18 protein-coding genes and 1 tRNA gene are annotated in these 21,479 nt (G+C 70.7%); 8 read left to right on the forward strand and 11 right to left on the reverse strand.

What is annotated here, in order from left to right; translation table 11 throughout:
• The first annotated feature begins 569 nt into the window (after nt 1-569).
• From HNQ05_RS11730 to uvrB, 3 genes are all read left to right on the forward strand, one after another.
• A complete protein-coding gene (locus HNQ05_RS11730) occupies nt 570-3,245 on the forward strand; it encodes an S-layer homology domain-containing protein (RefSeq protein WP_147148761.1) in 2,676 nt (891 codons plus the stop codon).
• Between the two features lie 70 nt (nt 3,246-3,315).
• A complete protein-coding gene (locus tag HNQ05_RS11735) occupies nt 3,316-4,026 on the forward strand; it encodes a tetratricopeptide repeat protein (RefSeq protein WP_147148759.1) in 711 nt (236 codons plus the stop codon).
• A 7-nt stretch (nt 4,027-4,033) separates the two neighbouring features.
• Nucleotides 4,034-6,085 (forward strand): excinuclease ABC subunit UvrB, encoded by a 2,052-nt coding sequence (uvrB, locus tag HNQ05_RS11740; protein ID WP_147148757.1) that lies wholly within the window; start codon nt 4,034-4,036, stop codon nt 6,083-6,085.
• A 1,198-nt stretch (nt 6,086-7,283) separates the two neighbouring features.
• Here uvrB and HNQ05_RS11745 read toward each other — a convergent pair.
• Nucleotides 7,284-8,753, reverse strand: coding sequence for an E3 binding domain-containing protein (locus HNQ05_RS11745; protein ID WP_147148755.1), 1,470 nt, complete (start codon nt 8,751-8,753; stop codon nt 7,284-7,286).
• Between the two features lie 73 nt (nt 8,754-8,826).
• Between HNQ05_RS11745 and HNQ05_RS11750 the strand changes: the two genes are divergently transcribed.
• Entirely contained in the window at nt 8,827-9,912 is a 1,086-nt protein-coding gene (locus tag HNQ05_RS11750) for an aminopeptidase (RefSeq protein ID WP_147148753.1), read from the forward strand.
• Here HNQ05_RS11750 and HNQ05_RS11755 read toward each other — a convergent pair.
• From HNQ05_RS11755 to HNQ05_RS11765, 3 genes are read right to left on the reverse strand one after another with little or no spacing between them, the layout of a single operon-like run.
• The gene (locus HNQ05_RS11755; protein ID WP_147148751.1) at nt 9,881-10,642 is read right to left on the reverse strand and encodes a C40 family peptidase; all 762 of its coding nucleotides are present in this window, start codon (nt 10,640-10,642) and stop codon (nt 9,881-9,883) included. The two genes, HNQ05_RS11750 and HNQ05_RS11755, sit on opposite strands and share 32 nt — an antisense overlap.
• Before the next feature lie 23 nt (nt 10,643-10,665).
• Nucleotides 10,666-11,904, reverse strand: a complete 1,239-nt coding sequence (locus tag HNQ05_RS11760; protein ID WP_147148749.1) for a cation:proton antiporter — start codon at nt 11,902-11,904, stop codon at nt 10,666-10,668.
• 3 nt (nt 11,905-11,907) lie between these two features.
• Entirely contained in the window at nt 11,908-12,363 is a 456-nt protein-coding gene (locus HNQ05_RS11765) for a CBS domain-containing protein (RefSeq protein ID WP_147148747.1), read from the reverse strand.
• A gap of 103 nt (nt 12,364-12,466) precedes the next feature.
• On the opposite strand from HNQ05_RS11765, the gene HNQ05_RS11770 reads away from it, so the two are divergent.
• The gene (locus HNQ05_RS11770; RefSeq protein WP_147148745.1) at nt 12,467-13,756 is read left to right on the forward strand and encodes a class I SAM-dependent methyltransferase; all 1,290 of its coding nucleotides are present in this window, start codon (nt 12,467-12,469) and stop codon (nt 13,754-13,756) included.
• 66 nt (nt 13,757-13,822) lie between these two features.
• Nucleotides 13,823-13,898, forward strand: a tRNA-Asn gene (locus tag HNQ05_RS11775).
• A gap of 35 nt (nt 13,899-13,933) precedes the next feature.
• Here HNQ05_RS11775 and HNQ05_RS11780 read toward each other — a convergent pair.
• From HNQ05_RS11780 to HNQ05_RS11800, 5 genes are all read right to left on the reverse strand, one after another.
• A complete protein-coding gene (locus tag HNQ05_RS11780) occupies nt 13,934-14,278 on the reverse strand; it encodes a DUF3147 family protein (protein ID WP_147148743.1) in 345 nt (114 codons plus the stop codon).
• 76 nt (nt 14,279-14,354) lie between these two features.
• Entirely contained in the window at nt 14,355-15,929 is a 1,575-nt protein-coding gene (locus HNQ05_RS11785; protein ID WP_147148741.1) for a S8 family peptidase, read from the reverse strand.
• A gap of 52 nt (nt 15,930-15,981) precedes the next feature.
• Nucleotides 15,982-16,224, reverse strand: coding sequence for a thioredoxin domain-containing protein (locus HNQ05_RS11790; RefSeq protein WP_147148739.1), 243 nt, complete (start codon nt 16,222-16,224; stop codon nt 15,982-15,984).
• 122 nt (nt 16,225-16,346) lie between these two features.
• Nucleotides 16,347-16,841 carry a CarD family transcriptional regulator gene (locus HNQ05_RS11795; RefSeq protein ID WP_147148737.1) on the reverse strand — a complete coding sequence of 165 codons (495 nt, stop codon included), beginning with the start codon at nt 16,839-16,841 and terminating at the stop codon, nt 16,347-16,349.
• Nucleotides 16,838-17,440, reverse strand: coding sequence for a TetR/AcrR family transcriptional regulator (locus HNQ05_RS11800; RefSeq protein WP_147148735.1), 603 nt, complete (start codon nt 17,438-17,440; stop codon nt 16,838-16,840). Before HNQ05_RS11800 ends, HNQ05_RS11795 begins: the two co-directional genes overlap by 4 nt.
• An 83-nt stretch (nt 17,441-17,523) precedes the next feature.
• Between HNQ05_RS11800 and HNQ05_RS11805 the strand changes: the two genes are divergently transcribed.
• Both HNQ05_RS11805 and HNQ05_RS11810 read left to right on the forward strand, forming a co-directional pair.
• Nucleotides 17,524-18,252, forward strand: coding sequence for a cyanophycinase (locus tag HNQ05_RS11805; RefSeq protein WP_147148733.1), 729 nt, complete (start codon nt 17,524-17,526; stop codon nt 18,250-18,252).
• 9 nt (nt 18,253-18,261) lie between these two features.
• Nucleotides 18,262-19,128: a P1 family peptidase gene (locus tag HNQ05_RS11810; protein ID WP_147148731.1), complete on the forward strand. Its 867-nt coding sequence runs from the start codon at nt 18,262-18,264 to the stop codon at nt 19,126-19,128.
• Here HNQ05_RS11810 and tsaE read toward each other — a convergent pair.
• Nucleotides 19,125-19,592, reverse strand: a complete 468-nt coding sequence (gene tsaE, locus HNQ05_RS11815) for a tRNA (adenosine(37)-N6)-threonylcarbamoyltransferase complex ATPase subunit type 1 TsaE (protein WP_147148728.1) — start codon at nt 19,590-19,592, stop codon at nt 19,125-19,127. The two genes, HNQ05_RS11810 and tsaE, sit on opposite strands and share 4 nt — an antisense overlap.
• A partial coding sequence (locus tag HNQ05_RS11820; protein ID WP_183677853.1) for a coiled-coil domain-containing protein occupies nt 19,589-21,479 on the reverse strand: 1,891 nt, incomplete at its 5' end. The genes HNQ05_RS11820 and tsaE, both read right to left, overlap by 4 nt.

Raw genomic sequence — 21,479 nt, forward strand, 5'->3', positions numbered from 1 at the left:
CTCCTAACCCAGCCGAAGCTGGGAACGTCTTCATGTGATGTTTTTCTCGCTCACGCAGTCGCGTGTCCGCTCGATTTTTCTGCACGTGCCCTGCCTCGGGTTGTCCCCGCCTCGCGGCGCGGGCTTTCCCCTTCGGCTTCCTTTTGGGTCGGGAGGGCCGGGCCGGCCCTGGTGGCATCCGCGGAACCGTTCGATCTTTCCCGGCGCTCTGCCGGTTATCCCCCGTGGGGGTCCACCACCTCGTAAAGTGCGTGCTGTACGCACTCCCTGCGCTCCCCGAAGACCTGCTGATCCACCCCCTTTCCGCGACCTGCCCGCATCGCCCCCAAAGTATACCGTCGGCGCGGCCGTGCATGAAGAAATTTCGCTTGACAGCGGCATGAGCGCGCCATTAGGATGCGTGTTGGATGCACCCCGTTACGGTCGTGTTTAACCCCGTTCGCGGGGTCACGGGTGAACGGGGGGCTCCCGCGCGGGCGACGCCTTGATTCGGGAGAGGAAACACGGCAACTCGCCCCGAGCCGTACACCTCCCGCGCGACATAGGCAAACACCTTAGGAGGTGTAGGTATGAAGAAAGCAGTCATTTTGTTGGCCGGTCTCCTGACCGTGCTCTCCATGGGCTTCGCCTCGGCGCAGTTCTCGGACGTACCCGCCGGGCACTGGGCCAAGGAAGCCGTGGAGAAGATCGCGGCCGAGGGGATCATCCTCGGGTTCCCCGACGGGACCTTCCGTGGTAACGAGAACCTGACCCGTTATCAGGCGGCGATGATCATCTACCGCCTGCTCCAGAAGCTGGAGCCGGGCCAGATGGGCGCGATGGACCAGGAAACCATCACCGCCCTCCGCAACGCGGTTCAGGAGCTCGCTGCCGAACTGGCTTCCCTGGGCGTACGCGTGAGCGCGCTCGAGGACAACGCCGCTTCCAAGAGCGACGTGGCCCGCCTCGAGAAAATGATCGCCGAGCTCAAGGGCATGCCCTCGGGTGAAGGCGCCAGCGGCGCCGCGCTCAAGGACCTCGCCGACCGCGTGGAAGCCGCGGCCATCGCCGCCGACACCGCGCTGGCTCAGGTGCAGGCCCTCGAGGGCAAGGTGGACGCCGTGGGCGCGCAGGCCTCGGCCAACGCCGACAGCATCAAGGCCCTCAACGAGCTGGCCGTGCTGCTCAACCAGGACGTCCTCAGCCTCCAGGACCGCGTGACCGCCCTGGAGAAGGCCTCGGGCATGACCGACCTCTCGGGCGTCGCCACCAAGGACGACGTGCAGTCGGTGCGTGACTACGTCACCGCCATCCGCGGCGACCTGGTCAACGTCTCGAACAAGGTCAGCGCCCTCGAAGCCAACGTGGGCGACCTGCAGGACCAGGTGAACGGCCTGAAGTTCTACCAGTTCACCGTCTCGGGCAGCATCTCGGGTGAGTACTCGGTCTTCCGCGTGCTCGACGGCGGCCTCGAAGACTTCGACGCCGACCGCCTCTTCGCCACCTCCTTCAGCACCGGTGAAGCGACCACCGACAAGGGCGACGTGGCGGCCAAGGAAGACCTGGGCCCCGGCTTCCAGCAGGAAGGCACCTGGAGCTCGAGCCTGACCCTGAAGCTGCTCTTCCCCAACGCCTACAAAGTCGACGCCGCGGGCCTGACGATCAAGGGCATCGAGATCGACGGCACCTGGGACGTCAGCGGCGGCAGCTACACCGGCACCACCGGCGGCTTCTGGGACGTCAGCGGCGTGCGCACCAGCTTCACCGTGGGCAACGACCCGCTGATGATCACCCTGGCGCGTCAGCCGAAGGCCCACTTCACCGAGTACGTCTTTGATAACGACTACTACAGCCGCGGCACCGGCTACGTCGTCGAGTACAAGGGCATCCTCGACATCACCGGCGTGTACGGTTCGACCGGCGACGCCGACACCGTCAACGGCGACAACCGCTACTACCGCGGCGTAATGGCCGGCAAGAGCTTCGAGAACTTCTCGATCGCCGCCTACGCCGTGCAGGAAGCCGCCGACGTCTACGGTCCCGCCTACTCGAACACCGTCTACGGTGGTCACGCCACCGCCAGCTTCGGCCCCCTCAGCCTCGAGGGCGAGTACGACATGAGCAACAACGGCACCCCCGCCAGCGTCATGTACTTCAAGGGCGGGCTGAACCTGGGCGACGGCAAGTTCAAGGCCAACGCCAACTACCGCGCCATCGACCCTGACTTCGCCGGCGTCTCCCAGGACGTGGACACCGCGGGCTACCAGAGCGAAGATTCCAGCGGCAACACCATCAACGGCGCCCCCTTCGGTGACGACCAGAAGGGCTACGGCTTCGACGCCGCGGCCGAGCTGGGCGCGTTCAGCGTCAGCGGTTACTACGACCACCAAACCGACTTCGCCGGCACCGCCACCTCGCAGGTCGACAAGTACGGCGCGGCGGCCGAGGCCAAGCTGAGCGTCATCACCCTCAAGGGCAACTACGACTACTACAACGCCGACGCCACCGACCCGACCAACGACGAGGTGACCTACGGCGGTAGCGCCGCCATCGGCCCGATGAAGGGCTTCACCCTCGAGGCCTTCTACAGCTTGGCCACCCTGGGCGGCGCGGCGGTGGACGGTCCGCTGCCCACCACCGAGGGCGAGTCGGCCTACGGTGCCAGCCTGAGCCACGACGGCGCCAGCGAGAACGCCCTGATCAGCGGCCTCAACCTGACGGCCAAGTACAAGGCGTACACCGTTAGCGGTAACACCGACATTCAGGTGTACGGCGACTTCGACGCCAAGTTCGGTGTCGTGGGCATCCACCCGATGTTCCGCTACCACATGCCCAACCCTGGGGACACCACCATCAAGTACGGTGCCCAGGTCAAGGTGGGCGAGCTCGGCGTGGTCTTCAAGCCGACCCTGATGGGTGACTTCGTCAGCCGCACCACCGGCACGACCTCGGAAATGAAGTACGGCGTGGGCCTCGAGCTCGGCGACTTCGTCTTCGGCTCGAGCCTCAAGGGCGGCTACGCCAGCTACACCGCGGCCAACGTCGCCAGCGTGCTGCTTGCCGACGCTCAGCTGCTCGATCCGTTCAACCCCGCCGACGACCGCGTCTGGTCCTCGACCGGCACCACGAACGGCAGCCTGACCGGCTACTTCTTCGAGTGGACCTACGAAGGCATGCAGTTCGCCTACATCGACGCCGTCGTCAACAACGGCGGCAACACCACCCACGGCCAGGCCTTCAAGGTCAGCTACTCCGTCGAGTTCTAATCCCGAACTCGTACGCCGAACCCCCGCCCGCAGGCGGGGGTTCTCATTTTGCGGTGCCATAATGGGGCCGATGAACCGGGTGCGGATCACGCTGTTGGTGTTGTTCGGGCTGCTGCTGGCTTCGCCGGTCGCGGCCGAGGAACCCCTCAGTTACGCCGAGCAGCTGATTCGCAGCGGCGAGTACGCCCTCGCCGAGATCGCGCTGGAGAAGCAGATCGCCGACCATCCCGTCGCCGCGGCGCGGCTGCTCAGCGACGTCTACCTGTTCGAGGGTGATCTGGATCGGGCCCAGCACTGGCTCGAGCGCGCCCGCGAGGCCGGCCTCGAAGACGCGGCCTACTACTGGCAGAAGGGCCGCATCGAGAGCGCCCGCGCCAACTGGCCCGCCGCCTGGGCGGCGTTGCGCAGCGCCGTCGCCCTGGCGCCCCGGCCCGAGTACGCCCTCCTCTGGGGCGCGGTCGGGCTGGCCCAGGGGGACGCGGAGCGCGCCCGGCTTGGTTTCGGGAAGGCCGAGCGCAGCGGCTCGGGGGCCAGCGCCCTTTTCCTCCAGGGTCTGACCCTGCTCTCCAGCTCGCCGGAGCAGGCCCTCGCCCTCCTCCGCCGCGCCCAGTTGGAGCTGGGGAGCGAGAGCCCGCTCAAGCCCCAGGCCATCTACTGGCAGGCGCGTGCGCTCGAGCGCCTGGGGCGGGTGAAGGAGGCCCGCAGCACGCTGCGCTTCCTGCTGCGCAGCTACCCCGGATACGGCCCGGCCCGCGACGAGCTGAACCGGCTGGGGCCGTAGCGCGACCATGCCCAAGACCGCAACCTCCCTGCACGCCGACCGCGCGCCCGCGCGGTTTCGCTACCGTGGCCCCGAACCCAAAGGCGACCAGCCGAAGGCCATCCGCCAGCTCGTCGAAGGCTTTGCCTCGGGGCTGCGCTACCAGACGCTGCTCGGCGCCACCGGCACCGGCAAGACGGTGACGATGGCCAAGGTGATCGAGGCCCTGGGCCGGCCCACGCTGGTCATGGCGCCCAACAAGGTGCTGGCCGCGCAGCTCGCCGCCGAGTTCCGCGAACTCTTCCCCGAGAACGCCGTCGAGTACTTCATCAGCTACTACGACTACTACCAGCCCGAGGCCTACGTTCCCGGCCGCGACCTCTTCATCGAAAAGGACGCCAGCATCAACCCCGAGATCGAGCGCCTGCGCCACTCCACCACCCAGAGCCTGCTCACCCGCCGCGACGTGATCGTGGTGGCCTCGGTGAGCGCCATCTACGGCCTGGGCAGCCCCGACGACTACTACGCCATGCACCTGGTGCTGCAGGTGGGCCAGACGGTGCGGCGCGAAGAGATCCTGGAGCGGCTGGTGGAGCTCTCCTACGACCGCAACGACATCGATCTGCAGCCGGGGCGCTTCCGCGCCAAGGGCGAGGTCATCGAGGTCTGGCCCGCCTACGGTACCGAGCCGGTGCGCATCGAGCTCTGGGGCGACGAGATCGACCGCATCCACAGCGTCCACCCCATCAGCGGCGAGCGCGGCGCCGAGCTGGAGACCCTGATGCTCATGCCGGCCACCCACTACGCCACCCCCGAGGAGCGGCTGCGGCCGGCCATGGAGGCCATCGAGGCCGAGCTGAAGGCGCGGGTGGCCGAGTTCGAGAAGGCGGGCAAGCTGCTCGAGGCCCAGCGCCTGCGCGAGCGCACCCTCTACGACCTGGAGCTGCTGCGCCTCATGGGCCACTGCCCCGGCATCGAAAACTACGCCCGCCACCTCTCCGGCCGCGCCCCCGGCGAGCCGCCGTACACGCTGCTCGACTACTTCCCCGACGACTTCGTGACCTTCATCGACGAGTCCCACGTCACCGTCCCCCAGATCCGCGGCATGTACAACGGCGACTACGCCCGCAAGAAGGTGCTCGTCGAATACGGTTTCCGCCTGCCTTCGGCGCTCGACAACCGCCCGCTGAAGCTGGACGAGTTCCTGGAGCGCACCGGTCAGATGGTCTTCGTCTCGGCCACGCCGGGCCCGGAGGAGCTGGCCATGTCGGGCCAGGTGGTCGAGCAGATCATCCGCCCCACCGGCCTCCTCGACCCGAAGGTGACCATCAAGCCCGCCGAAGGGCAGATGGAGGACCTGATGGCGGCGATCAAGGAACGGGCCGCGCGTAGCGAGCGGGTGCTGGTCACCGTGCTCACCAAGCGCATGGCCGAGGACCTGACGGCCTACCTGAGCGAACACGGACTCCGCGCCCGCTACATGCACCACGAGCTCGACGCCTTCGAACGTCAGGCGCTCTTGCGCGACCTGCGCCTGGGCCACTTCGACGTGCTCGTCGGCATCAACCTGCTGCGCGAGGGGCTCGACCTGCCCGAGGTGAGCCTGGTGGCCATCCTCGACGCCGACAAGACCGGTTTCCTGCGCAGCGAGCGCAGCCTCATCCAGACGATCGGCCGCGCGGCGCGCAACGCCGGCGGCGAGGTCTACCTCTACGCCGAGGAGGTCTCGGAGGCGATGAAGGCCGCGGTCGAGGAGACGAACCGCCGGCGCGCGGTTCAGGAGGCCTACAACCGCGAGCACGGCATCACCCCCCGCACCATCGACAAGAGCGTGCGGCGCATGGTCAAGCCCGAGGACTTCGAAGAAGCCCCCGAGCTGGCGGCGGCGGTGGACGAAGAAGAGCTGAAGCGGCAGATCGCCGACCTGGAGCTGGCCATGTGGTCGGCCTCGCAGGACCTCGACTTCGAGCGGGCCGCCGAGCTGCGCGACCAGCTCCGCGCCCTGGAGGCGCAGCTGAAGGGCGTGGCCCTGCCCCAGGCCTCGCCGCCGAGCCGCAAGAAGCGCCGTCGCCGTCGGTAGCGGTCGCGAACACGGCCCGCAGCGCATTCGGACGGGGTGCGGACGACCGCCCGCCCGGTCCTTGCGCGCAGCTACAGCAAGATCCCCGATCCCGGCGCTTTGCGCCTCGTCGGGGATGACGACATGAGGGTGTGGGGTGTAGGGGGTGGGGTGTAGGGGGCGAGGGAAACGAAGAGGACGCGAAGCATGGTTCTTCGCGACTTAGGGATGGCGAAGAAAACAACCGGCGGCTTCGCTCGCTACCCGCTGCGCCCTATTCCTTCTCTTTCGAGCTCTCCACCACGCGCTACGTACCGCAGTCATCCGTCATTCCGGACGAGCGGGCCGTCTGGCCCGCGAGAGCCGGAATCTTAACGTGGACGAGGAGCCGGTTGCTCGAAATAAGGATGGTGACGACGGCGCGTTGGTTCGTTTGGTCTGCGCTACCGCTGCAAGATCCCCGATCCAGGCGCTCCGCGCTGCGTCGGGGATGACGGAGAACGGCGGTACGTAGTGCGTGGTGAACAGGTTTCAGGATGTGGGATGTGGGAAATGAGAAGTGGGAAAATGAGAAGTGGGATGTGTAGGCCACGAGCCACAGGCTACAAGCCACCCACCGTCTTTCCCGGTTCCCCGGGCGAGGCCGGCCCTGCCGGCCAAGACCCGGGGGCCCATGCAGCGGGTGGCGCCGAAGGTAGGATTACCGTCGACAGGCCAACCACAGGTCACGAGCTACAAACTACAGGCCACGGGCATACTCGCTGACTTCCCCTCCGGGGGAGGTAGCCGGAGGCCGGAGGGGGGGTTGTTGGATGGGATGTGGGGTGTAGGAGGTAGGTGTGCCGCGGATCAGCGCCGGACGTCTGGCTCATGTAACGCCCCGACCCCCACCCCGGCCCTCCCCCGAGGGGAGGGCCCTTCTTGGTTGTTGCAGGCCGTGAACCCTAGGCTGTGGGCCACAGGCTACGGGCTGCTTTCCAAACCCCCATCCCCCGGTCCTTCCCGGGTGGAGAAAAGCGTGCCGCTGCCGGTGAGGCGGCCCTTCGTCCCCGTCCGCTTGCGGGAAGGGAGAAAACCGCCCGCCCGGCCGCGAGCGCCGGGTTGCCGGTCCATGCGTGGACCCGGCGCCGCGTCTCCGGGGTGACGCCCCCGTGGCCCTGGTCCGTGAGCGCAAAACCCCCGGCCGCGCGGCCGGGGGCGGGGAGTCCGCGGGGGACGGTCAGGCCAGCAGGATGGGGCGTTCCAGGTAGAAGGCCACGCGCTCGAGAAAGCGGGTGCGGTCGGTGGGTAGCTCGCCGCTGATCGAGAGCAGCCCCAGGCCTTCGGGCAGGCCGGCACGGCCCAGGGTGAGGAGCACCTGGCCGGGGAGGATCACCTCGGCGTAGGGGGTTTCGCTCAGGTCCAGGACGACCAGCCCCTCGCCCCCTTCTTCGGCGGCGAGCAGCTGGTCGAAGAGGTCGCGCAGGCCCAGCGCCGGCTGCACGGCCAGGGTCCGTGCGGCTTCGCCCTCGAAGCGGCCCAGCACCGGGCGCATGGGCACCTCCAGCTCCGCCAGCGCGCGGTCGGCGGCCCGGAAGAGCAGCAGCTCCAGCGGCACCTCGCGCCGCCAGGCGGCCGAAAGGTCGGCGCGCGCGCGTTCGGCGGCGGCCAGGTCGACGGCGCGGCGGAACGCCGGCGGGAAGACGACGGCCGGCTCGGGGGCCGCTTCCTCCTCCACGTCTGCGGCGAAGGCCGCCTCGCCCGCGGCCGGTTCGGTCGGGGGGAGCGGTGCGGCGGGGGCTTCGGGCGCGGCCGGCTCGGTCGTGGCTTCGGGCTCGGCTGACTCCGGTTCGGCTGCCACCGGTTCGGGGGCCTGCGGCTCCGGCTCGGCCACCTCCGGCTCCGGCGTTTCGGCGAAAGCCTCCTCGGGCTCCAGCGGCCACGCGGCCTCGGCCGTTTCCTCCTCCAGGGGCTCGGCCTCGGCGAAGGCCCCGGCGCTCTCCGCTTCTTCCGTAGCGGCGGCCGTCTCCTCGGGGGCGGGTTCGGCAAACTCGACGCCCTCGAAGGCCTCGGGTTCGGCGGGTTCTTCTTCCACCGCGGCGGCCTCTTCTGCGGCGGCGGGTTCGGGCTCGGGGGCCTCCCACTCGAAGGCGGGTTCCTCAGCGGCCTCGACCGGCTCCTCCCACCCCGGAGCTTCCGCGGGGGGCGCGGCCTCCTCGGGTTCGGGTTCGAGCCAGGGCGAGGCTTCCTCGGGCTCGGGCTCGACCACGGTCCAGCCCTCATCGTCCAGGCCGGAGGCGGGTGCGGCCTCGGGCCCGGGCGCGGGGGCGGGTACGGCCTCCGCGACCTCCTCCTCGAAGTCGACCTCGAAGAAGGTCTCCTCTTCGACGAAGACCTCTTCCGCGGTCGGCGCCGCTTCGACCGGCGCCGGGGGTTCGATGGGGGTTTCAGGGACGAGGTCGCCGATGTCCACGCCCTCGCGCGCCAGCACCTCCTGGACCTGGCTGATGTCGGGAACGGCCTCCGGAGGAGCCGCGTCGCTCGGTTCGGGGGGGAGCTCCACTTCGCCGGCCATCACCTTGGCGAGGAAGGCCAGAATGTCGCGCTCCACAATGGTCCCGTCGGGGCCCGTGCCCTCGAGGTTGTGCCAGTCGATGCCGTTTTCTTCGGCGAGCCGCCTGGCCAGGGGTGTAATCTTCGGTTCCGTCATCTCGGATCTCCCTATGTTCCCCCTATCATAGCCCAGTTCTAGCCGCGCGCGCCTGCAGCACGTACCCTGGGGTATGGAACGCGAACTGGCCCGCCTGATCCTGGACTACAGCCGGCCGGTCGAGGCCGGCGAGACGCTGCTGGTCCAGGCCGAGATGGAAGCCTGGCCCCTGCTGCGGGAGCTGCACCGCGAGGCCCTCGTGCGCGGCGCCTACCCGCTGCTACGGATGGCCTACCCCGGGGAGGATGCGGAGTTTCTCGAGCGCGCCGGAGCGTGGCTGGAACGGGTGCCCGAGGTGGAGCGGGCGCTCGTGGCCGCCAGCGACGCCTTCGTGCGCGTCCTCGCCCCCTCCGATCCCTTCGCCGCCTCCGGCATCGACGGCGAGCGGTTGGCGCGCCACCGCAGGGCCTGGGGCGTGCTGCGGCCCCCGCACGGGCGCCGTACGCTCACGCTCTGGCCCACGGCCGGGCTGGCGGCCATGGCCGGGATGAGCCAGCCGGCCTACCGCCGCCTCGTTCGCAGCGCCTTCTTCCTCGACCGCCCCGATCCCGCGGCCGCCTGGCGGGCGCTCTCGAAGGCGCAGGCCCGCCTGATCCGGCGGCTCGAGGGCGTGCGCGAACTGCGGATCCAGGCCGCGGGCACCGACCTGCGGATGCGGGTGGAGGGGCGCCGCTGGGTCAACTCCGACGGGCGCAGCAACTTTCCCAGCGGCGAGGTTTACACCGCGCCGCTCGAGGACAGCGTGAATGGGGAGGTGCGCTTCGACCTTCCCATCCTCGCCGGCGGCCGCTGGGTGCGCGGCGTGCGCCTGGTCTTCGAGGCGGGCCGGGTCGTCGAGGCCTCGGCCGAAGAGGGGGACGCCTACCTCCAGGCCCTGCTCGCCACCGACGCCGGCGCGCGTGGCGTGGGCGAGCTGGGCATCGGCACGAACTTCGGCCTGGAGCGGGGCACCGGGCTGGTGCTGCTGGACGAGAAGATTGGGGGTACGGTGCACCTGGCGTTGGGCCAGGCCTACGCCGCGACCGGAGGAACCAACCGCTCGGCCGTCCATCGGGACCTGATCGTCGACCTGCGCCGCGGCGGGGTGCTGACCGCGGACGGGGAGGTCGTCCAGGAGAACGGCCGGTTCAACGAAGACTGGTTCGTTTGGCCGGGGTGACGCGCCGCGCGCCCAGGTAGACCTTGCGGTACCAGGGGGCGCTGAACCGCTCGATCATCACCCGGTTCTTGACGCTGTTGGCGTGGATGAAGCGGTCGTTCCCCAGGTAGATGCCCACGTGGTCCACGCCGCGGCCGCCGAAGCTGAAGAAGACGAGGTCGCCGGGCTGGAGGTCGCGGACGGGCTCGAGCCGGGCCCAGAGGTCGCGCGTGGAGCGGGGCAGGGCGACGCCCAGCTCGCCGTAGACGCGGCCCACGTAGCCCGAGCAGTCGAAGGCGTCGGGTCCGGTGGCCCCCCAGCGGTAGGAGGCGCCCAGGTAGGCCGAGGCGATGCGCTCGAGCCGCGAGGTGTCGACCGCGGGGGCCGGCGCGGGCTGCGGGGGGGCGGGGGCCGCGGCCGCGGGCGCGGGGGGAACCCAGAGCTCCTGCCCCACGGCCAACGCGTCGCTCTGCAGGCCGTTGAGGCGTTTCAGGGTGGCCACGTCGGTGCCGTAGCGCCGGGCGATGCGCCACAGCGTCTCGCCCTTCGCCACCCTGTGGCGTTCGGGCAGGCGCAGCTCGGTCCCGGCCTTCAGGCCGCCCGCCGCCTCGGGGTTGAGCAGCAGCAGCACGGTGAGGTCGACGTCGTGGCTCACGGCGATGCGCCATAGGGTGTCACCGGGCTGGACCCGGTAGCTTCCGGCCAGCGCGCCGCCCAGAACGAGCAAGACCCCCAAGGCGAACGTTTTCACCTTAGGGGTCAGTATAGCGCGATTCAGGCGGCTTCTTCGGTCAGGGGCACCTCGGGGTCGGCCCAGGCGATGAGCGGGCGCAGCGAGAGCGGCGCGATGATCGTGGTGACCACGACCATGAAGATCACGATCGCGAACTCCTTTTCGTCGACCGCCCCGGCCGAGAGCCCGATCGAGGCCACGATCAGCCCCACCTCGCCGCGCGGCACCATGCCCACGCCCACCACCAGCGCCTGCCGGAGGCCCTGGGAGAGGGCGCCGAACATGGAGACCAACTTGCCGGCGATCGCGATCAGGCTGATGACCACACCGGCGATCAGCACCTCGCGGCTGGTCAGCGCCGCCAGGTCGAGCTGCACCCCCATGTAGGCGAAGAAGATGGGCGCCAGGAACGACTCGATGGCGTGGATCGGCGGCTCCAGCTCGTGTTCCTCGCGCAGCTCCGCCATCACCATGCCCGCCATGAAGGCCCCCACGATGGGCGCCAGCCCGATGAACGAGGCCAGCGTGGCCATGCCCATGCCGAAGGCGATGGCCACCCCCAGGGGCGACTGGAAGGGCAGGCGCTCGAGCGGGATGCGGCGGACGAAGGGCACCAGGGCCATGGCCGCGCCCACGAAGGCGAAGGAGATGAGCACCAGGCGCACGATGCCGGCGGTCTCGACCGCGCCGGTGGTGGCGATGCCCGAGACGATGGCCAGCACGATCAGCCCCTCGATGTCGTCGATCACCGCCGCGCCCAGGATGATGCGGCTGTAGGGGCGCGAGAGCACCTCGAGCTCCTGCATCACCCGCGCGGTGATGCCCACGCTGGTGGCCACCAAAGCGGCCCCCAGAAAGAGCGAGGCCACCTGGTTGAAGCCGATGTAGAGGCCGAAGTAGTAGCCGCCGAAGAAGGGCAGGATCGCCCCCACCACCGCGACGATGAAGGCCTCCTTGCCCACCTTGAGGATGTCGTGCATCCGCGTTTCCAGGCCGACCATGAAGAGCAGGAAGATGGCCCCCAGCTCGGCGATGAACTCGAGCAGGCTGCCCTCGACGACCCAGCCCAGCAGCGCCGGCCCCACGATCACGCCGGCCAGCAGCTCGCCGATGACCACCGGCTGCTTGATCTTCTGGAAGATCCAGCCCACCACCTGGGTGGCCAGGACCAGGATGAAGATCTCGAAGAGGTGCGAGGAGAGCGCTTTTTCTGCCGCCTCGGCCTGGGCAATTCCGCCCTCGGTCACCTGCCCGACGAGGGGTACGAAGAACGGGTTCATCGTCTACTTTCTCCCCATCAGCAGCATGAGCAGGTCGCCGCGGGTGATGATGCCGACGAGGCGCCCCTCTTCGTCGACGACGGGCATGCGGCGGTAGAGGTTTTCGATCAGCTTGTCGAGCACGACGCGCAGCGGGTCGCCGGGCTTCAGCACCGGCACCTCGGTGCGCATCACCTCCTCGACGCGTTTTTCCTGGTAGATCTGCACGAAGTCGTGGATCGAGTGCTCGTCCACCCACTTGTCGAAGAGCTGCAGCGCGATCACGTCCGGGGCGCCCGGAATGTTCTCCGGTTTGGGTAGCAGGTCGTCCATCTCCAGGACGCCCAGGTACGTGCCCGCTTCGTCCACCACCGGGAGCCCCCCGTAGTGGTGGGCCGACATCCGCTCGGCCGCCACCCAGAGGGTCTCGCCCTTCGTGGCGGTGAGGGGGTTTGCGGTCATAATGTCCACGGCTTTCATAGCCCCTTCACTATAACGTTTGCCCTCGGGCGCGTTGGCCCCGGGACGGGCGGTGGAGTAGAATGAGGTGTTCAGCAGAGCGTCGTGCAGAGGGGAGGAGGCCATGGCCGAAACCGTACCCCGCAGCGACCGGCTGCAAGAGGCGGCCCGCAGGCTCGTCGAACGTCTGTTCGAGGGCGAACGGCCCTTCGGCGTGAAGTTCTGGGACGGGACGTACCTGCCGCCGAGCCGGGGCGCGAGCGCGCGCGCCGACGTTGTGCTGCGGCGCCCCGAGGTGCTGGCGCGGCTGCTCGACCCGCCGCTGGATCTGGCGTTGGGGGAGGCCTACCTCGAGGGTTCCCTTGACGTCGAGGGCGACCTGGAAGCGTTGCTGGAGGCGCTCGAGCGGCACGCTGCGCGCTTGAGCCCGCGCCACTGGATCGGCCTCCTGCGCGAGGTGCGGGGGCTGCGCGCGGGGCTGCGCGATCTGGGGCTGGCCGCGCGCCTGCGCGGGCGCACCCACTCCAAGCCGCGCGACCGGGCGGCGATCCGGCACCACTACGACGTGTCCAACGCCTTCTACCGCCTCTGGCTGGACCGCCGCATGGTCTACTCCTGCGCCTACTTCCCCGAGGGCGACGAGGACCTGGACGCCGCGCAGGAGAAGAAGCTCGAGCACATCGCGCGAAAGTTGCGGCTGGCCCCGGGCGAGCGCCTGCTCGACATCGGCGCCGGCTGGGGCGGGCTCGTCCTCTTCGCCGCCGAGCGCTACGGCGTGCAGGCGGTCGGGGTCACCGTGGCCGAGCAGCAGGTGCGCTTCGTCCGCGAGCAGGTCCGCCGGCTGGGGCTGGAGGACCGGGTGGAGGTGCGCCCCGAAGACTACCGCGAGGTGCGCGGCCGCTTCGACAAGATCGCCTCGGTGGGGATGGCCGAACACGTCGGCCGCGAGAACCTGCCCGAGTACTTCCGCCTCGCCTACGCCAACCTGGAGCCCGGCGGGTTGATGCTGCACCACGTGATCACCCGCGGCCCGGTGCCCGGCCGTTTTTCGGGCGAGCTGGCCTCGGGCGAGTTCCTGCGCCGCTACGTCTTCCCCGACGGAGAGATCCTGCCGCTCTGGACGCATCTCCAGGCCGCCGGAGAGGCGGGGTTCGAGGTGCGCGATGTGGAAGACTGGCGCGAGCACTACGCCGCCACCCTGCGCCGCTGGGTGGCGCGCCTGAACGAGCGCTTCGACGAGGCGGTTCGCGAGGTGGGCGAGCCGCGGGCGCGGCTGTGGCGGCTCTACATGAGCGTATCCGCCTACCAGTTCGCTGCCGGTCACCTGGCCGTGCACCAGGTGCTGCTGGCCAAGCCCGACGAACGGGGGCGGGTGGAGCTGCCCCGTTCGCGCGCCTGGATCTACACCCCGTAGCTCCCTCCAGGACGCGTTGTCAAAGCCCGCGCGATTTGATATAGTAGCCCTTGCCTGGCGCCGCGGTCCGCGGTAGCTCAGCTGGTAGAGCGGTCGGCTGTTAACCGATTGGTCGCAGGTTCGAGTCCTGCCCGCGGAGCCAGAAAACGCCCGCCCCCGCAAGGGGGCGGGTCTTCGCTAGGGCGCGCCGAAGCGCCGCAGCAGGGCGAGGGTGCCCGCGTACGCCAGCGCCGTGAGGACGAGGCCCAGGCCCAGCGCCGCGAAGAACTGCACCCCCGCGCGCAGCAGCCAGGGCAGCGCCAGAAAGAGCGCCAGCGAGGGCAGCACCAGCCAGAAGACGTCCTGCGCAAAGGTGGCGATGCGCTCGGCGTCGCGGGTCTCCAGGTAGAGCCAGACCATGGCCAGCACCGAGACGAGCGGCACCGAGGCGAGCAGCGCCCCCAGCAGGGAGCTGCGCTTGGCGATCTCCGTGACGAGCACGATGAGCAGGGCGCTGACGATCAGCTTGACCAGGTAGGGCACGGCGGGACCTCTGCACCAGGCTACCCCAAGGCGGCAGCCCCCGGCCGTGGCCGGGGACCGCAGTGCAGGGCCGTGGTTACGGCCGCTCCATCCAGAAGTCGTAGCTGCCCGAGCCGCTGTAAGACTCGATGCGCCAGACGTAGTAGCCGGCGCCGCCCTGGTAGGTCACCTGTTCGCTCGAGGTGTAGCTGAGCGAGCTGGCCACGGTGCGCCAGCCCCAGCCGGTCCACTTCCAGAGCTTGAGGTCGAAGTCGGTGCCGGCCGCGCCCTCGAGCCAGCCCTTGTGCACGCCGGCCGGCGCGTAGAAGTAGCTGCCGTTCGGCTGGTAGTCGTAGTCGCCGGAGCCGGTCAGGGTACCGCTGTAGTACTCGCAGCCGGTGCAGGGCGCGGTGCTGCCGCCGCCCCCGCCGCCGCCTCCGCCGGTCTCGGGGGTGAGGCCGCTGAAGAGCAGCAGGTTGGGCGAGCCGGCGACGTCGCTGATGCGGCCGGCGCTGGCCGAGTCGAGGATCGCCTGCTTGACCGTGCTGGGCGCCGCGGTGGGATCGGTTTCCAGGTAGAGCGCGGCCACGCCGGTCACGTGGGGGGTGGCCATCGAGGTGCCGCTGATCGTGTTGGTGGCGGTGTCCGAGGTGTTCCAGGCGGAGGTGATGGAGACGCCCGGGGCGAAGAGGTCGACGCAGGAGCCGAAGTTCGAGAAGGAGGCGCGCACGTCGCTCGAGTCGCTGGCGGCCACGGTGAGGGCTTCGGCCACCCGCGCGGGCGACTTGGTGCAGGCGTCGGTGTTCTCGTTGCCGGCGGCGACCGCGAAGGTCACGCCCGAGGCGATGGCGTTGCTCACGGCGTCGTCCAGCGACTGGCTGGCCGAGCCGCCCAGGCTCATGTTGGCCACGGCCGGGCTCTGGTGGTTGGCCGCCACCCAGTCCACCCCGGCGATGACGCCGGAGGTGGTGCCCGAACCGTTCGAGTCGAGCACCCGCACCGGGTGCAGCGTCACCGACTTGGCCACGCCGTAGGTGCTGCCGCCCACGGTGCCGGCCACGTGGGTGCCGTGGCCGTTGCCGTCCTCGACGCCGAGGCCGTCGCTGATCGCGGTGTAGCCGCCTCCGATACGGCCCGCGAACTCCTGGTGGGTGGTGCGGATGCCGGTGTCGATGATGTAGGCGTGCACCCCGCTACCGGTCGCGCTGTAGGTGTAGCTGCCGTCGAGGGGGAGGTCGCGCTGGTCGATGCGGTCGAGCCCCCAGGTGGCGTTCGTCTGGGTCGCGGAGAGGGTGATCCGCTGGTCCGCCTCGATGTAGGCCACCCGCGGGTCACGCGCGAGCTTGACGAGCGCAGCGTCGCTCAGTACGGCCGCGAAGCCGGGAAGCGCAGTCGAGTATACGTAAAGCAGTTGAACGTCTTGATCCGATACCCCGAGTCCCGATACGTTGCCCGATTGGAGTTGCTGCAATACCGGCGCGGCGGCGCCTTTCTTGAAGACCACAATGTACTGCCCCGGAATCGCGGCTTCGGCGTTCTGCCCGTAGATGGGGGCGACCGTTTCGGCGCCGACGGAGAGATCAGGACCGCTCGCCTGGTTCTGGGGCGTCGAACACGCCGCCAGGACCCCTAAAGACAACGCAAGAGCCAAAAGCCACGTTCTAAGGTTCATACCGTCTCCTTTCCTTGTAACCAACCCGTTGGTTTGGGGTGGTGGTCCCAGTCTAAGGAGCGCCGCCGCCGCTTGTCAATTCTCGTAGGGCGTACGTCCTGGCAAAGGACGCCGCCCGGTGTTCGAGCGCCCCCCGGTCCCAACCCGCCCCCTGCGGGCGGGCGGCGTCGGCCTGGTCGCGGCGGATGTCGAGGCCGTAGAGGTCGTGGAACCGGCGGTAGACGTCGTGCTCGCGGCCCGAGTCCACCAGCGGCGAGTCGGCGCGGGGGCAGCGGTCGCCCCTGGGGGGCCTCAAGCCGCCCCGCGACGCCTGCCGACGGGGCGGTTTCGTAGAGGCAGGCCCAGGAACGCCCGCAGCCGCTAAACCCAAAGAAAGCCCCGCCGCGAAAGCGCGGCGGGGCGAGGGGGCGGGGCCGCCTAGTTCAGGTCTTCGCCCCAGGCCTCTTCGAAGACGACGCGGGTCTCGCTCACGGTGATCTCCAGCGCCTGCGCCACCTCTTCGGCGAGCAGGTTGATGGCGCGGCGGAAGGCCTGACGGTCCAGGTCGGGCAGGCCGCGCTCGGCGTCCCAGCGGCGCAGCTGGCCGGCCAGGATGGCGATGCGGTGGGGGTTGCCCTCGGAGAGGATCTCGGTGACCCGGCGGTGGCGCGCGGCCCACTGCTTGGGCAGCGGCAGCTGGCCGTGCTTGAGGTGCTCGAGGATCTGGGGCACCTCGTCCCGCGTCAGCGCGGGCCTGAGGCCCACCTGCTGGGGCGACTCGACCGGCACGAACGCCTTGGAACGCGAACCGGGGAACTCGACCTGATAGTAGGAGCGGCCGATGCCGGCCACGGTCCGCTGGGCGATGCCGGCCACGACGCCCACGCCGTAGGGGGGCAGCACTACCTTGTCTCCGGGACGGTACTCTTTCACGCGCAAACTCCTTTCATGAAGACCTCGGCGAGCTGCTGGATGTAGGGCTCGCGAGGAAAGTCGAGCTGGGGGCTGCAACCGAAGGCGGCCAGCGCGGCGGCGGTGAGCTCGACGTCCAGGTCGGGCCGCAGCTCTCCGCTGGCGACGCCGCTGGCGACGAAGCGCTCGAGGATCCCCTGGTAATGCTGGTGCAGGCCGGTCAGCCAGGCCTTCTGCCCCTTGGGGTTGGCCTCGCGCGCGACCGCGGCCCAGAGGCCGCGCCACTCGTCGACGAAGGCGAGCCGGCGTGCGAGCAGCCGCTCCAGCCGCTCGCGGAAGGGCCGCTCGGACGCGGTGATCTCGGCGGCGTCGGCGTAGAAGCGCTGCGTGTGGTATTCCACCAGCGCCTTGAGCAGGTCCTGCTTGTCCTCGAAGTAGAGGTAGACCGTACCCTTGCCCACCTCGGCCTGCCTGGCCACCTCCTCGACCTTGAGCCCGGACAGACCCCGTTCGCGGAGCACCCGGATCGTGGCCTCGAGGATGATGTCGCGCTTGTTGGGGACGCTCCGGGCTTCGGTGGTCACGTACTTCACTCTAGCATAGGTACACGGTTTATGCATGAGAAATCGGTGTTAAGCCGTATAAATATACACTATTTACTGCATTATACGGTTGGGCTAGAATGGGGGACAGGAGGCCGACGATGCGCAGAAGCGGATGGTTCGCGTTGCTGGGGCATGCGGATCCTCTGCGGGGCGAGACCCGGGCCGTCGAGGAGCGGCTCCTGGAGATGGCCGGGGGCGTCGTGCTCTTCGTGACGCCCAAGGCCATGCTGCCGCTCGTCGAGGCCTGGCGCGAGATCTTTCACACCCACGGAGCCCGGCACACCGGGGTGCTGGCGCTGTCGCGGCGCGAGCAGGCCATGGACGCCCGCATCGCCGGGCAGGTGACCGAGGCCCCGCTGGTGTTGCTGGTCGACGAGCAGGGCGAGCGCCTGCTGGAGCTGATCACGGGGACGCGGCTGGTGAACGCGCTGGCGCAGGTGCACCTGCGCGGGGGCGTGGTGGCGGCGGCGCTCGAGGCCTCGCCGTTGCTGGGCAGCGCCGTGCCGCTGGGCCGCGGCGAAACGCCCGCGGTGCGCTACGGGCTGGGCCTGCTGCCGGGCCTCGCCGTCCAGGAGGCCTTCGAGGGCGCCGGGGCCTTCCACCGGCTCAGCGAGGTCGTGATCGGCCGGCCCGACCTGCTCGGCGTGGGGCTCGAGCGCGGGGCGGCGGTCGTCGTCGGTCCCGAGGGGCGGGCCGAGGTGGTGGCCGGCCGCGTGGCGCTTTTGGACGCCTCGGGAGCGCGCTCAAGCCCGGCGGCGGTGCACGGGCTGCGGGTCGACGTGCTGGCCGCGCCCGCCCGCTTCGAGGTGCCCCTCTTTCCGGAGTAAGCTGGGGGCGTGAACGCCACCCTTACGGCCGTCGAAGGGCTGCGGGTCGGCCACTGGAGCGACCCGGCCGCCCGCACCGGCGTGACCGTGATCCTCTGCCCCGACGAGGGTTGCGTGGCCTCCGCGAGCTTCGCCGGGCCCTCGCCCGGCACCCGCGAGGCGGCGCTGCTCGCTCCCGATAAGCGGGTCGAGCGGGTGCACGCCCTCGTCTTCACCGGCGGCTCCGCCTTCGGGCTGGCCGCGGCCGACGGCGTGGTGCGCTTCCTCCACGAGCGCGGCGTGGGCCACCCCACGCGCATGGGGCCGGTGCCCATCGTCCCCGCTGCGGTGATCTACGACCTGCTGGTGGGCGAGCCGGCCTGGCCGGGCCCCCGGGAGGGCTACGCCGCCGCCGCGGCCGCGAGCGCCGACCCGGTGACTGCAGGGGCCGTGGGGGTCGGAGCGGGGGCGACGGCGGGCAAGTACCGCGCGCCCGTGCCCACGGGGCTGGGCAGCGCGCTGGCGCGCTGGCGGGACCTGAGCGTGGGGGCGCTGGCCGTGGTCAACCCCGTGGGCGACGTCTACGCCCCCGACGGCCGCCTGCTCGCCGGGCACGGGGACCGCGAGGCCTGGATGCGCGCGGAGCCGCGCCCCGGCGAACACACCACCCTGGTGGCCCTGGCCACCGCCGCCCCGCTCGACAAGCGCGAGGCGCGGATGCTCGCCGGGGCGGGGCAGGCGGCGCTGGGCCGGGTGATCCGCCCTTCGCACACCCCCTGGGACGGCGACGCCGTCTTCGTGCTCAGCACCGGCCGCGGCGCGGCCGCGCCGCTGGCGGCGCTTTCGGCGCTGGTGCAGGAGGCCGTCTGCGCCGCGGTGACGGCGGCCGCGGGTTAGTCGGGCGCGCCGTCCGGGCCTGCCTCCCGGGCGATGTCCGCGAGCCGCGGTTCCAGCTCCGGGCGCAGCGCCTCGAGCCGCGCCCGACGCGCCTCCCCGTCGGGCTCGAGCTCCACGAGCACGTCGGCGTCGAAGTCCTGCGGCCGTCCCCACTCGATCAGGGTGAGCCGCGTGCCCGCCATGGCGTCCTCGAGCCCCAGGTCCCACAGCTGGCGGGGGTCGGGCAGGCGGTAGACGTCGACGTGCAGCAGCGTTCCCGCGGGTGTGGGGTAGGTGTGCATCAGGGTGTAGGTGGGGCTGGTGACCCGGCCCCGAAAACCCAGCGCCTGGGCCAGGTGGCGGACGAGCGTCGTCTTGCCCGCGCCCATGGGCCCGGAAAGCAGCACCACCGCGCCGGGCGGCAGCCGCCGGGCGAGTGCGCGCGCCAGGCGGGCGGTGGCGTCCTCGTCGTGCAGCCGGATCAAGGCGTGGCGGAAAGGCTCCGGTGGATCAGGGTGACGAGCCGGGAGAGCTGCGCCTTCTCGGCGAGAATGACCAGGTGGCGCCCCTGGTAGGGCGCCAACAGGAAGGCGTGGCCGGGCAGGGTGAGGACCGCCAGCCGCAGCTGCTGCGCGCCAACCTCCTGGCGCAGGTGGCCGAGCTCGGTGAGCAGGTCGCGCACCCGCTCGGTGCCCAGCTCGGCCGGGGGGTTTTCCTCGAGCCAGCCCACCCAGGCCACCCCGCGCATGCGGAAGGGCGCGAGCGCGTCCGCGGCCGCCGCGCCCTCGGCGGGGGAAGCCGGTTCGGGCTCGGCCTCGGGGGTTTCGGGTTCGGCGGGGGCCTCGAAGACGCCCAGCAGGTCGTCCAGGTCGGCGCCCGAGAGCTGCTCGGCCACCTCCTTGGCAGCGGCGTACTCCTGCTCCAGCTGGGTGACCAGCTGCTCCGCCTCGCCCAGCGAGCGTTCCATCTCGGCGAGGCCGCTCGTGCCCAGGCGCTCGATGCGCCGCGCCCCCTTCTCGAGGAAGTCGAGCAGCGTCAGCGCCCGGTAGGCGGTCTCGCCGCCCACGGCCCGGGCGGCCTCGAAGCGCTCCCGCAGCGTGCGGTAGCGGCGGTCCAGCTCCTGGCGCCAAGCCTCGCGGCGTTCGAGCAGGGCGTGCAGCTGCTCCTTGAGGGGGGCGAGGTCGGGCAGCCCCTCCTCCAGGGCGGCCTCGGCCTGGGCGACGGCCTTGAGCAGCTCGTCGCCCCCCAGCTCCTTGAGTCGCTCGGCCGAGGCGCGCAGCGAACGCAGCTCCTGGCGGAGGTTCCCTTTGGCCTCGGCGATCTGCTGCTCGACCCGGGCTTCGAGCGCGGTCAGGTCGGGGAAGCGTCCGGCTTCGAGCTCGGCGCGGGCCCCGTCGACCTCGCCGGTGGCCAGCCCGAAGGCCTCAAGCCGCGCCGCCAGCTCGTCCAGGCGCGCCTGCGTCAGCCGCCGCGCCTCCGCCGCCAGTGCGGCCACCTCCTCCTCTTCGCTGGCGGCCGCCTCTTCCTCGAGGCGCAGCCGCAGGCTGTCGCGGGTGCGCCGCAGCGGCTCCAGGTCGGGCAGGGCGTCCAGCTCGGCCAGCAGCCGCGCCCGCAGGGCGCGGGCCGCCTCGCCCGCCTGCGCCAGCTGGCTGAGCAGCTCGGGGAGCTCGGCCTTGAGGCGGCCCAGAAGGGCCTCGTCGACATCGCCGGCCTCGAGCCCGGTTTCCAGCAGCGCCAGCCGCTCGCGGAAGCCCGCGAGCTCGGGCAGGTCGTCTTCGGGAAGGGCTTCGCGCGCGTGCTCGATCAGGCTGCGCGCCTCCTCGAGCAGGCGGTTCTGCCGCGCGCTCTCCTGCTTCTTGGCCGCGAGGGCCTCCTCCAGGGCCTTGACCTGGCGTTCCGCCTGCTCCAGGTCGCCCGGAAGCACGCCCATCTCGAGGCTTTCCTTGATCAGCTCCAGCTGGGTGCGGGCGCGCTGGCTGCCCAGCTCGGCGTCCTCGAGCTCGAGGCTGCGCAGCCGCTCGGAGAGCCACTCGTAACGCGCGCGCGCTTCGGCCACCGCGTCCTTGAAGGCCTCCTCCAGCGCCCGTTGCAGCCCGTCCAGCCGCTCGCCGGCGAGCTCGCCGGCCGCGAGCGTGGCCTCGACGGCCTCGAGCAGCGGCGCGACGGTCTCGGCCCCGAGCACCGCGGCGTACTGCTCCTTCAGCCGCTCCAGGCGGCGCCGCTCCTCGGCCAGGTCGATCTCGCGGATGCGGTCGGCCACCTCGGGCTCGAGGTTTCCGAAGTCGATGAGGATCTCGAACTCCTCGCCCTCGCCCGCGATCAGCTCGGGGACCTCCTCGTCCTCCAGCGCGATCACGCCCGCGTCGGCCGCG

Origin of the sequence: Oceanithermus desulfurans (assembly GCF_014201675.1) — a bacterium.
Taxonomy (GTDB): Bacteria; Deinococcota; Deinococci; order Deinococcales; family Marinithermaceae; genus Oceanithermus; species Oceanithermus desulfurans.